This is a genomic window from Paenibacillus massiliensis 2301065 = DSM 16942 (assembly GCF_000377505.1).
Taxonomy (GTDB): Bacteria; Bacillota; Bacilli; order Paenibacillales; family Paenibacillaceae; genus Paenibacillus; species Paenibacillus massiliensis.
The window spans coordinates 327,389-339,888 of sequence record NZ_KB898191.1; the positions used below are offsets into that span (position 1 = coordinate 327,389).

12 protein-coding genes are annotated in these 12,500 nt (G+C 48.5%); 1 reads left to right on the forward strand and 11 read right to left on the reverse strand.

Annotation, left to right across the window (positions count from 1 at the left end):
• Positions 1 to 62: 62 nt before the first annotated feature.
• The 4 genes from pstB to D328_RS0116110 all read right to left on the reverse strand — a co-directional run bounded on the left by pstB (position 63) and on the right by D328_RS0116110 (position 3,690).
• Positions 63 to 818 carry a phosphate ABC transporter ATP-binding protein PstB gene (gene pstB / locus D328_RS0116095; RefSeq protein ID WP_018886051.1) on the reverse strand — a complete coding sequence of 252 codons (756 nt, stop codon included), beginning with the start codon at positions 816 to 818 and terminating at the stop codon, positions 63 to 65.
• Positions 819 to 836: 18 nt separating this feature from the next.
• Positions 837 to 1,733 (reverse strand): phosphate ABC transporter permease PstA, encoded by an 897-nt coding sequence (gene pstA / locus D328_RS0116100; RefSeq protein ID WP_025681348.1) that lies wholly within the window; start codon positions 1,731 to 1,733, stop codon positions 837 to 839.
• Positions 1,733 to 2,647: a phosphate ABC transporter permease subunit PstC gene (pstC, locus tag D328_RS0116105; protein WP_025681349.1), complete on the reverse strand. Its 915-nt coding sequence runs from the start codon at positions 2,645 to 2,647 to the stop codon at positions 1,733 to 1,735. Before pstC ends, pstA begins: the two co-directional genes overlap by 1 nt.
• Before the next feature lie 104 nt (positions 2,648 to 2,751).
• Entirely contained in the window at positions 2,752 to 3,690 is a 939-nt protein-coding gene (locus tag D328_RS0116110; RefSeq protein WP_018886054.1) for a phosphate ABC transporter substrate-binding protein PstS family protein, read from the reverse strand.
• A gap of 240 nt (positions 3,691 to 3,930) precedes the next feature.
• On the opposite strand from D328_RS0116110, the gene D328_RS30335 reads away from it, so the two are divergent.
• Positions 3,931 to 4,977, forward strand: coding sequence for a LysR family transcriptional regulator (locus D328_RS30335; protein WP_018886055.1), 1,047 nt, complete (start codon positions 3,931 to 3,933; stop codon positions 4,975 to 4,977).
• Between the two features lie 194 nt (positions 4,978 to 5,171).
• Here the strand turns inward: D328_RS30335 and pyk are convergent, their stop codons facing one another.
• The 7 genes from pyk to D328_RS0116150 all read right to left on the reverse strand — a co-directional run bounded on the left by pyk (position 5,172) and on the right by D328_RS0116150 (position 12,500).
• Complete coding sequence (gene pyk / locus D328_RS0116120; protein ID WP_018886056.1) at positions 5,172 to 6,599, reverse strand: pyruvate kinase; 1,428 nt, start codon at positions 6,597 to 6,599, stop codon at positions 5,172 to 5,174.
• Between the two features lie 118 nt (positions 6,600 to 6,717).
• Complete coding sequence (locus D328_RS0116125) at positions 6,718 to 7,746, reverse strand: hypothetical protein (RefSeq protein WP_026281222.1); 1,029 nt, start codon at positions 7,744 to 7,746, stop codon at positions 6,718 to 6,720.
• Positions 7,743 to 8,801, reverse strand: coding sequence for a Gfo/Idh/MocA family protein (locus tag D328_RS0116130; RefSeq protein WP_018886058.1), 1,059 nt, complete (start codon positions 8,799 to 8,801; stop codon positions 7,743 to 7,745). The genes D328_RS0116125 and D328_RS0116130 overlap by 4 nt, the downstream gene beginning before the upstream one ends.
• Positions 8,798 to 9,205: an aspartate 1-decarboxylase gene (gene panD / locus D328_RS0116135; RefSeq protein ID WP_018886059.1), complete on the reverse strand. Its 408-nt coding sequence runs from the start codon at positions 9,203 to 9,205 to the stop codon at positions 8,798 to 8,800. The genes D328_RS0116130 and panD overlap by 4 nt, the downstream gene beginning before the upstream one ends.
• Positions 9,171 to 10,772 carry an amino acid adenylation domain-containing protein gene (locus D328_RS29300; RefSeq protein WP_018886060.1) on the reverse strand — a complete coding sequence of 534 codons (1,602 nt, stop codon included), beginning with the start codon at positions 10,770 to 10,772 and terminating at the stop codon, positions 9,171 to 9,173. Before D328_RS29300 ends, panD begins: the two co-directional genes overlap by 35 nt.
• A 2-nt stretch (positions 10,773 to 10,774) precedes the next feature.
• Positions 10,775 to 11,773: a radical SAM/SPASM domain-containing protein gene (locus D328_RS0116145; RefSeq protein WP_018886061.1), complete on the reverse strand. Its 999-nt coding sequence runs from the start codon at positions 11,771 to 11,773 to the stop codon at positions 10,775 to 10,777.
• Positions 11,763 to 12,500: an SDR family NAD(P)-dependent oxidoreductase gene (locus D328_RS0116150; protein WP_018886062.1), complete on the reverse strand. Its 738-nt coding sequence runs from the start codon at positions 12,498 to 12,500 to the stop codon at positions 11,763 to 11,765. Before D328_RS0116150 ends, D328_RS0116145 begins: the two co-directional genes overlap by 11 nt.

The following is a 12,500-nucleotide window of genomic DNA, read 5'->3' on the forward strand; positions in this document are numbered from 1 at the left end:
TGATACTACTCTATGCAAGAATGCAAAAAAACAGGCCGTCCCTCTAGGACGGTCTGTTTCATTTAACCGAATCGACCCATAATATATTCCTGGGTCAGCTCATTTTCGGGGTTCGTGAACATGTTCTTGGTATTGTTCCGTTCGACGAGTGTACCGATGTAAAAATACGCCGTAAAGTCAGAAATCCGCGCCGCCTGCTGCATGTTGTGAGTCACGATTACAATTCGCAGATCCTTCTTCAGCTCTGTAATCAGCTCCTCAATCTTACCTGTCGAGACAGGATCGAGTGCAGATGCAGGTTCATCAAGCAGCAGAATGCTCGGGTTGACCGACAGTGCACGCGCGATGCACAGACGCTGCTGCTGTCCGCCAGACAGAGCAAGAGCCGAATCATGAAGTCGATCCTTAACCTCATCCCACAAGGCTGCCCGACGAAGACTGCTCTCCACAATCTCATCCAGCTTGCTCTTCTTCTTGACGCCACGGTAGCGGGGTCCGAAGGCAATGTTGTTATAGATGGATTTGTAGAACGGATTCGGCTTCTGCCATACCATTCCGATCTGCTGACGCAGCTTGATGACGTCGGTAGACGGATCGTTCAGATCCTTCCCGTCCATCCAGATATGCCCTTTGGTATGAGAAGAGGCAATTTCGTCGTTCATCCGGTTAAGTGAGCGCAGGAAAGTGGACTTTCCGCAGCCTGAAGGGCCGATTAGCGCCGTCACGGTCTGCGCAGGGAACTCCAGGCTGACCTTTTTGACCGCTTCAAATTGTCCATAATATATACTTAAATCTTCAGTACTAAAGGGTTGTGCCATCGTATTGTCATCCTTTCTTTAATCCATGCGCTTGGCTGCTGTAAGCTTTCTGTAGACTACTTTACCGATAAAACGAGCGGAGAGGTTGAACACCAGCACGAGAATGACGAGAACTGCAGATGCTCCTGCAGCGATCTGTGCTGAATCGGGTGCTACACCCTCACTGTTAACCTTCCAGATATGAACGGCAAGTGTCTCCGCAGGACGCAGCGGATTAATGGGCGACCGTGGGCTCAGTGGATTCCAATCCGTGAAATCTAATGGAGGTGTCGTCATACCTGCTGTAAAGAGCAAGGCAGCCGCTTCCCCGAAGATTCTGCCTGCAGACAGGATTGTGCCTGTCATAAGACTTGGCAGTGCTGCTGGCATCAGAATGGAGGTGATGATCTTCCACTTGGACAAACCCAATGCGAGACCCGCTTCCTTCTGCTCCTTCGGTACAGCTCGCAGCGCCTGTTCTGTCGTACGCACCATCAATGGTAGATTGAAGATCGCTAACGCCAGTGCACCGGACAAGAGAGAGAAGCCCAGGTTGAAGGTATTTACAATCAGAAGCAAGCCGAACAGACCAATTACAATAGAAGGGAAAGACGACAGCACCTCTACCGTAAGACGGATAAAATCCGTTATCCGACCTGGTCTTGCATATTGTGCCATATAAATCCCTGCGCCCCATCCCAGTGGAATGGTGATCAACAAGGTCAGAATGAGCAAGAATACCGAGTTAAATAGCTGAGGTCCGATCCCGCCACCAGCTCGTAGTGTCTGAGGAGCGCTCGTCAGGAAGTCCCATGAAATATGACTGATTCCTCGATACAGAATATAACCGATGAGTCCTACCAGAATCGCTACAATGAGTAGAGCAAAAAAACAAATGACTACTGTGGCGACCTTATTTATCGTTTTTGCCTTCATCATGAAATTCGGTTTCTCCTTTCAAGCATTCTTACCAGCAGTACGAAGACAAAGGTCATGAGCAGGAGAACCAACGCCATACTCCACAGAGCATTGTTATGCACCGTGTTCATAGCCGTATTGCCCATACTGAGGGTAATGACACTCGTCAGGGTAGAAGCTGATTCCAGCAGGGATGTAGGCACATGCGGTGCATTACCAATAACCATCTGCACAGCGAGTGCTTCTCCAAAAGCACGTGCCATACCAAGAACTATACCTGTCAGCAATGCAGGCAGCATCGTCGGCACAACAACTCGTGCAATCGTCTGCCAGCGGGTTGCACCCAAGGCATAGGAGGATTCGCGCAGTCCCTTGGGCAGTGATGCCAATGCATCAGCCATAATACTAGTAATGGTAGGCAAAATCATGATCGACAGAACCAGACAGCCCGCCAAGATCCCGTTACCCTGACCACCAAAAATATTACGCAGCAACGGAACAAGTACAGACAGACCGATAAATCCGTAGACAACGGATGGAATTCCGGAGAGCAGTTCAATAGCTGGCTGCAAGATGCGCTTGCCAAATTTCGGCATAATCTCTGTCATGAATAGCGCGGCACACAGACTAAGCGGGCTTGCGATCAAGGCCGCCAGTATGGTAACCAGAAATGAGCCTGTAATGAACGGCAGTGCACCAAATAGCTTCGGCTCTCCATCCGGTGCCCATTTGGAACCGAAGAAGAAATCTTTAATACTAACACCATTCACATAAAAGGTGGCCACTCCCTTAGAAGCGACAAAGTAAACTATAGAGATGATAACAGCAATCAGAAAAACGACACAAACCGACGTCAATAACCGGCCGGTCCATTCTTCCCAAAAGTGTTTTTCTTTCCATCTTACGTCTTGGGCTTGTTTATTTTGTTCCATGGATGCCTTCCCTTCATATCACATCGTATACCGTCTTATAACCGAAGAATAGAGGCGGAACTATTCCGCCTCTTCTTCGTTATACGATCCAGATCAAAGCCGGATTATTTGTTGGTGACATTTCCGTCTACATCACGTGATACTTTCATACCGCTCATCGGGATGTAGCCCAGATCAACAACATCGGATTTTTGAATTTCATCGGACAGGATGTAATCCAGGAAAGCTTTTACATGTGGAGCAGGCTCACCTTTAGTGTACATGTGCTCATAAGCCCATACTGGATATTCACCGGATTCTACTTTTTCTACAGTAGCTTCAACACCATCATATTTCAGAGCAGTTACTGTGTTGTCCAGGTAAGACAGTGCAAGGTAACCAATAGCGCCTGGAGTTTCAGCAACCAGCTTTTTTACTGTACCGGAAGAATCTTGTTGAATGGAGCCTGGAAGATCTTCAGTTTTTGTGCCCAGAGCGTACTTCTCGAAAGTAGCACGTGTACCGGAGCTGCTAGGACGGTTGATGATTACGATCTCTTGGTTCGCTCCACCAACTTCGCTCCAGTTCTTGATTTTACCAGTGAAGATACCAACCAGTTGGTCCTTAGTCAAGCCGTCCACGCCAACTTGTGGGTTAGCTACTGCGGACATTGCTACTACAGCTACCAGGTGGTCAACCAGCTCATCTGCGCCAGTCTCCAGCTTTTCTTCAGCAAACACGTCAGAGTTACCGATATCCGCTTGTCCGCCGGATACTTGTGTCAGACCCGTACCACTACCGCCGCCTTGAACTTGTACAGAAATATTTTTATACTCTTCTACAGCCATGAACTTCTCTGCAGCCTGCTCTACTAGCGGCTGAAGTGCACTGGATCCTACAGCCAGAACGTTACCGCTAAGCGCTGGTGTCTCCGAGCTGCTGCTTGCGTTGTTTGCTGGTGTTTCTCCCGCACCTTGACTCGCGTTGTTCGTGCCTGATCCGCATGCAGCCAGCAGGAACACCATAGTTAGAGTCATCAGAATGAACGGCCATTTTTTCAACATTGTACTTGTCCTCCCCTTAATAAGTGACGGTTTTTGTTTATTCCCATCAGCACTTCTACATTGTAGAAATCGAATGTTAGGTTAAAAACATCGTTTTGTAAAAATAATATTAAATAATCATAGATAAATTATTCTTTTGTATATAAAATATCTATGTAACTTCGTTTTTCACTATCATCTTTATAAAACTTTGGGGTTATCAGGAAATGAATATTTCACACATGAGGTGTACACGGATAGATGAATATACTCAAATTACAGATTCTTGTCCTCATCGACAAATATCATAAAGTAACGGAGGTCGCACAGTCACTGAAGCTGAAGCAACCAACCGTGTCCTTTCACATGAAAAAAATGGAGCAGGAGCTTGGAGTACGCTTATTCGAGACCGGCCGCGGCAGGACAAGTCTCACAAGTGCTGGCAAGGTGCTGCTCAGCTATGCGAAGCAGATTACGACTCTTGATGCATCCGCCCGGCAGGCGTTAAAGGATTACACTACTCAACATGCAACTCAAATACGAGTAGCTGCTGAGGATATTCCCGGTAATTTTATATTGCCGACACTTATTGCGAATTATTCAGGCAGGTACCCCGCAGCAACTGTGAAGCTGATGGTCCAGACAAGAGAGAACATTCTGTCGATGCTGGCTGCCGGAGAGGTTGACATTGGATTCACACACGAGCAACCCGATGCTTCTCTTGGTCTCAATTCAAGCATCATTCTGGAGGACGAGATTGGTATTATACAAACTGTGAATGATCACACTGGGAATGCTGCATTGGATTCTTACAATAGGGAACATAGAGCTACTGAGGAACAAGGTAGAGAGCATCAGACCACAGAGCACAGCATCACTGAGCGCGGGATTATGGGGTCCTCGATTACTGAGCAATGGATTGAGGAGCAAATGAAGGCTGACCGATTGATCGTTCAGGATGCTAGCAGCCTGCTAGGTCAGTTCACGCAGCGCTGGTGCGAGTATCGGGAGCACAGCTACAATGCTGGACTAGAAATGAACTCCACTCAGGCACTGGCCGGCATGGTGCAGAGCGCTAACCTGATCTCCTTCTATCCACGCATCGCTTCATCCCAACTGCCACAAGCAATCAACTGGCAAGCAATATCAGTGGGGCAGGGAATCAATCGCTCGCCATTGTGTCGCTATCAGGTATGGATGCATAGCCGTGCAGAGTCGTTAACTCCAGCAGGTGAGCAGCTTACAGCCCTGATCAACGAGTGGAGCAAGCAGAGGCTGGAGCAAGAGACCGTAGCCCATCCTGGATGAATCTCCATTTTGATGCTGCCTTGCATTAAAGATGACTAGGAGTAGGTCCTCTACTGCCAGATAGTCCGAGGGTGCAGCTACCGTACGCAAAAAAACGCCCCGGCGTAGATTTCTCTACTGCCGGGGCGTTCCCTGAAGTATTCAGTAATTATGCAATTTACGGACCAGATTCATTCGTCTAACGACGCCCAGTCTTATACGTCAGCTGCAACTTGGCTGATCTTGATCAGGTTCGTAGATCCGGAGCGTCCGAGTGGAACACCTGCTGTAATGACTACCAGGTCGCCATCCTTCACAAGTCCGGATTTCAGGCCGCCCTCCATAGCATTGTTGAACAGCGCATCCGTTGTATCGCAAGCGTGTCCTTCTACTGCTACTACACCCCATGTCAGAGCTAGACGACGCATCGTCTTCTCATCGGTAGTAACAGCCACGATTGGAGCTTCTGGACGATATTTGGAGATCATGCGTGCTGTTGTACCTGATTCTGTGGAAGTCAGGATTGCTTTGGCGTGCAGATCCAGTGCAGAGATAGCTACAGATTGGCTGATCGCTTCAGTGATGCTGATCTCTTGAGCTGTTCTTTGCTTCTTGAACAGTTGACGGTAATCCAGTGCAGACTCTGCTTTCTCAGCAATACGAGCCATAGTCAGTACAGATTCAATCGGATACTTACCAGCAGCTGTCTCACCGGAGAGCATGATAGCATCAGTGCCGTCGAAGATTGCGTTCGCTACGTCACTTGCCTCGGCTCTTGTCGGGCGAGGATTGCGTTGCATGGAATCCAGCATTTGTGTAGCCGTAATAACCGGCTTGCCAGCAACGTTACATTTTTCGATCATGCGTTTTTGTACGAGTGGTACTTCTTCCGCAGGAATCTCTACACCAAGGTCACCACGAGCTACCATCAGGCCATCGGAAGCTTCCAGAATTTCATCCAGGTTATCCACGCCTTGTTGGTTCTCAATCTTGGAAATAATCTGAATGTGTCCTGCGTTGTGCTTTTGAAGCAGCTCACGGATTTCGAGCACGTCACTAGCTTTGCGCACGAAGGAAGCAGCGATGAAGTCAACTCCCTGCTCAATTCCGAACAGAATATCATTGGCGTCTTTCTCGGTGATTCCTGGAAGAGAGATGTTTACTCCAGGTACGTTAACACCTTTCTTGCTCTTGATCGTACCGCCATTGACAACGAGACATTTAATCTCAGTAGATGCAACCTCTACAACAGTGAGTCCAATCAGACCATCGTCGATCAGAATCGTGGAACCAGGCTCAACATCGGAAGGAAGATCGGCATATGTGATCGAGATGCGGTCTTTGTTGCCCAGAATTTCTTCCGTGGTCAGTGTCACATATTCGTCCTGAACCAATTCAATTGGTTCAACTTCAAGCTTTCCAGTCCGAATTTCTGGTCCCTTTGTATCGAGCAGAATAGCAACATTCTTACCAAGCTCTTTGCAAGCCTGACGGATGTTTTTGATCCGGTTGCCATGCTCCTCGAAATCACCGTGGGAGAAGTTCAGACGGGCTACGTTCATTCCTGCCATGATGAGCTTCTTCAGATTCTCCAAAGACTCACTGGAAGGTCCGATCGTACATACAATCTTTGTTTTGCGCATTGTGGGTTTCCTCCGTTTTCTTCAAAAAGGTCTGTCTTTATATCTTTTTCCAACAATTAAATCTACTATACTTTTACCCATTTGTATAGGCATGCGGTCACTTTTTTATCAAATCAGGTTACAGTTTTCCAATACATTCCTGAATAACCTGCGCTTCACTCTTTCGAATGCCATCAAGGTTATGTCTTATTAGTCTTATATACTCTTCTTTACGCTCGATTTGATATTTTAAGACCAGTTGCTCGTTCACCAGACATTTGACACGCATTTGCTCCAGTATGTCCAGCCAAGCTGGCTCGCAGTGCAGCCCATACTTTGCCGCGAGATGCTTCATCAGCATGATCAAAACTGCCTTATGATTGCTCAGCTGATGGAAGGGCCGAATGTCAAGCTTGATGCCCGCTGAAGCCCCTTGATTCAGATATCCTACTAACCAATCGTAGATACCGATCCCGTATACGGTGCGCGATACATCATAATTCTGGTGCTGGAAATGAAAGCCGAACACGTTGTCATCGACAAAGCTGTCGTTCATCTGAAGCACATGCTTACAGCTGGAGTCCAGATAGTCCATAAGTAATTGCTTTATTCTCCGCGTATCAATATAGTATTCTCTCATTTTACTCATATTAAACAGTAATATATTAAAGACTTTCTCCTGTAACATCTTCTCTCCACTCAAGCATCGAGCCTGCTCCACTTCACTATAGGACAGCTCCAGACAGCCATATTTCCCATTTGTAAAATTATCTGCAGCAGCAAACACCCCGCGCTCTTCATTATATCCATAGACTAAGGCGACATCATGGAGAAAATGCTGACGCTGAAATCTACTGCTCTCCCGGAGAAAGTAATGATCCAAGAACATGAATATGTACTTCTCTTCACAAATCCAGGCAGACATCTGCTCAATAAGCTTAGTCTCCAAGGCTTGCTGACTGATAATCTCCAGCTGTTCTCCCAGCTTTGCTCTCTCCACTACAGCGTATTTCAGGACATTGTTGCTTTTTACATATAAAAAAATGCTGTTCATAAGCATCATCTCTTGACCAGAAGCGTGGGTCTGCAGCACGGCTGTAAGTCCAGCTGAAGAGCTATAGCAGTTGTTAACGGGCGGGAACTGTATCGGGAGCATCTTCCTGCTCATAGATTGCACCAAGAATCTTCCGACGCGGACTGATAGGCTGCCTTCACAATCCGCAAAGAGCATAGTCCCTCTTCCCCTGGCGCAATCAAGGGCTTGCCTTCCTGAATGGCATCAATGAAATTCTGTGTAATCAGTTGATGTCTCTCGAACTTCTGATAGGACACCGGGGTGGACTGTTCAACATACTGCGGCTTGGCGAACATATCCTGCTCGTGCTTATTGAACACATCGTCTGCTTGCGCTAATTGGGTAAATTGGAGAATGTCCTTCTCGATTACAATTTTACCCTCAGATCCAATAATCTCCAATCTATTGGTTCCTGGATATTCCGATACAGAGCTGATGAATAGTCCCGACGCCCCATTGGCGTATTCCGCATAGATAGTCGCCTCATCCTCCACCTCAATCATCCGATGCTTGCCACAGTATATGAAAGCACGAATACGGCTAGGCATCCCGCACATCCATTGCCACAGATCCAGCTGATGTGTCGCCTGATTGATCAGGATTCCTCCCCCTTCACCTCGCCAGGTCGCTCTCCAGCTATTCGAGTCATAGTAGCGCTGGGTGCGGAACCAATCCGTCACAACCCAGTTCGTTCTTCGGAGCTCGCCTAGCTTCCCTTGCATAATCAACTCTCTTGCCTGCTGATAGATCGGGATGGTCCGCTGGTTGAACATCATGGAGAATACAATCCCTCTGGCCTGCGCCTCTGCATTCATAGCAGCTACCTCTGCCACGTCAATGCCTGCTGGCTTCTCTAGCAGCACATGTAGATTACAGTTCATCGCATACGTCGCAATCTCAGGATGGCTCACATGGGGGGTTGCCACCAGTACAGCGTCTAACTCCCCGGATTCGAGCATTTCCTTATAGTTGGTGTACAGCTTGATCTCTGTCCCGTATTGCCCACTCAGCTCTTGCATCACCTGAAGATTATGATCACAGACTGCTGTAAGCCTGCAGCCCGTGATTTTGTTCTCAAATAAATACTTCATGTGCTTGATGCCCATGCTGCCAATACCCACGACACCTATTCGTACGAGGCCGTTCATCCCTTCTCACTTCCTTGTGCAGGATAGAACTCTCCATGTATTTCCTTGTTCTGTAGCTGCTCGATACGATTGCCGTGGCCCATAAAAGCAATGATGGGTTCGTGGGATTTTGCTGCTTGCCGCTCCATATAAGCATAGGAGATAATGATAACTTCATCTCCGGGCTGCACCAGTCTTGCTGCCGCTCCATTCAAGCAGATGACTCCACTGCCTCGCTCACCAGCAATAACATAGGTCTCCAAGCGGGCACCATTGGTGTTATTTACTACCTGTACCTTTTCATTAGAGAGAATCTCCGTTGCATCCAGGATGGCCTGATCAATAGTAATGCTACCTACATAATGAAGATTTGCCTCCGTCACCGTCGCCTTATGTATTTTCGACTTCATGACTGCAATATACACGGTAACCCGCTCCTTTCAATTGTTTTCGATCAACTTTGCCATTATGGTTCAACGGTAAGGCATCTGCTCTATGAAACGACCGAGGTACCATATAATGTGGGAGCTTATCCTTCAGGAATGCTCTCCATTGCTCGCCTGACACAAGCTCCTGGCTGATATAGAGAGCGAATAAGAAAGGCGACTGTGCTTGATCATCCACACCTGACACAGCATGTGTAACCAAAGGATGCAGCAGCATTGCCCTTTCAATCTCCTCAGGCTCTATTCGCCGTCCTTTGAGCTTAATTTGATGGTCTACCCGTCCAACAAAACAAAGGTTACCGTCTGCTTGTCTGCGTACCAAATCTCCCGTCTTGTACACCCGTAGCTGTTTCCCCTGATGCTCATATACTAGGAAGCGGGCTGCTGTCTCCTCAGCATTTTGAATATATCCCCTAGCCAGACATTCTCCGGTAATGTACAGCTCGCCTGTATGGCCATCTTCAATCGACTTACCGTGCTCGTCTAGAATCAAGGGCTCCGTATGACGAAGGAACGCTCCGATATGAATCTCCTCCGCATTCGTGAGATTGCCGGCAGCTACCCACACGGTCCCCTCTGTAGGCCCATATACATTGTAAATTGTAGCCTCTGTCAGCTCCTGTAGCTGGCGCAGCAAGGGGAGCGGGAATGGCTCTCCACCGACCAGGATCATTTTCACTTGGCGGATATGCTCCCGAACACGCTCAAAGCCCAGCAGCATCGACATAGCCGAGGGAGTCATCTGAATGAAATCAATCTGCTCTTCTGCAATGAGCCTTCCCAGTAACAACGGGTTCTGGCGATGCCGATCTTCAGCGATGATCACGCGTTTACCCATTGTCAGCGGTAGTATAGTTTCAACCATGAAGATATCGAAGGACATCGGTGCAAGACACAGGAACGTATCAAGATGTTCGAAATCTATGGCTGCACGGAAATCCAATATGAAATTGAGCAGCCCCTGCCGCGTAATCATGACCCCTTTGGGCAGACCCGTCGAGCCCGAGGTATACATGACATAGGCAAGCTCCTCCGGAGCCTGAGCTGTGCCCGGACAATTTGGACAATTCGATGCCGATCTCGCCTCTAGCTGCTCCAATTCCCGATAATGAAGAATGGTCGCATCAGCCCGAAGCTCGTCCACATTCGGAAAGCCCTCATCCATCAGTAAAAATGGAGCTTGCGCATTATCCAGCATATACGCAACCCTGGCAGGCGGCAATTGAGCATCAATCGGAAGGAAGGCTGCACCCGACTTCATTACACCCAGCATCGCAATGAGCATTTCCGGGCCCCGGCGGGTCCATATGCCAACAAGGTCAGCAGGGCTTACCCCTGATTGCAGCAAAGCATGGGCCATATGCTCCGAGGCCTCATCCAGTTCACGATAGGTCATCATGCTCCCCTGGAATTGGACAGCAATACGCTCCGGGTGAGACTCCACTTGTAAAGCTAGTAGCTCTAATAAAGAGACCTCCAGTTCAGCACACAGCTTGCTTGCATTATCTACGAATGGATTGTTGGATGTAGCGGGAATCTGAGCCATCGTTATATCCCTGCCTTCTGACCAGGAACGATCGCCTTCCTGCCCGATTCATCCAAATATCGATCACCCGTAAAATTACTGCCTCCCCCGAACTCTGGCTTCAGAAGAGCAGCTTTGCAGCGCGTGCAGATAAAATCCGATGGCAGTCCTACTGTCTCCCCACGGACATACTGCCTGATCTCGTTGGCTCTCTCGCTGTGCCACACAGCCTCAATACTACTCTCCAGTACGTTACCCAGCACGACCTCCCGTCTCCAATCCTGCGAGCAAATGATCGCGTCTCCGTTAGCCAAGATGTTCATTCGCTCGAACGGTCTTAGCAGCTGGCAGCCTGCCAGCGGATTCTGCTCCATACCTGTAGTCGAAGCCAGCTTCTTGGCGTTCCCATGTCCTTCCACACTGCCTGCTCGATCGAGGAATCCGAACAAATGAAGCTTGGCCTCGGGGAACAGTTCCTCAATGCTTCTCACATTCTCCTCCATATCCACCCATGGACACAGGATGGCTACCAATTGTATGTCAATCGGAAGACCGCTCGCCTTATTTCGCTCTAGCAGATGCTTGATTCTGTCTACTGTCTTGTGAAAATTCAATCCGGGCATTAGCTCCTTGTATAGCTCCTCCGTTCCCCCGAAGAAGCTGATTCTGAAATCATCAATGAGCCGTTCCAGAAGGATCGCTTCGATCAATTCCTCGTTGAGACCAGACGTATTGGAGGAGACCTCTACGAAAATTCCGCTCTCCTTAAGCCTGCGCAATACGGACAAGAACCTTCTGTCCAATGTGGGCTCATTATTCATGTATGGAATGGCACGGACAACCTCATGGCTATGTGCGGCAAGCTCCGTCAGAATCTGGTCTATTCCCTCATCACTCATCCGTGCTGGTGTGAAGCATTTTTCGGTGGAGCTATAAGGACATGGAGCACACTGTCCATTACAGAACGATTGCGTCTGAAATTCGATATATTTAGGAAATGCCGAAAGCTCATTAATACCCAACGCTATTCCCCCCGTCAACAATTATGGTCTGTCCCGTTACCCAGTTCATGCTGTCCGTCACAAAGGCATAGATGGCTGCTTCGATCTGTTCTCCCGTAGCGATGCTACCAAGAGGGGTGTTACTCTTGATGCGCTCCTCCTGCTCTGACCCTATATCCGGGTTCAGCTCACTCTGAAAATAACCCGGCGCGATGCAATTACACCGAATCTGATAAGGTCCGAGATCATAAGCCCATTGTCTGATCAGAGCCTCTAGCGCACCCTTTGTTGCAATATAAGGTGCACTGTGCCGATTGACACGATGGACAAGATTGCTGGACACCGCCACGATGCTTCCTTGTCTGCAAGCCACAAAGTAGGGAAAGAGAGCACTTACAATAGCCGCCAGTGACATGCAGTGAACCTGAAACATCTGCTCCCAGGTAAGAAGCTCGTCCGCAGTATAGGGTAGCGAGCATTTTCGATAGACACCTGCCGTATGAATAATATTCAGGCGCTCCACCCTGCTGAAATCCGCAATCGTCTCTAGACCTCTGGACAGTTCCGATAGAGTACAGCTCTGTTCCAAATCCACCTCCAACAGCCTCATCCGCTCGTGTCCCGAGGGGATTGTCCCACCTGGTCGGATGATCCCGATGACCTCATGCTGCTGCTCGCACAAATGCTTACAGACCGCACTTCCCAACGTTCCTCCAGCACCTGTAACCACCGAAATGACCCGTTCCAT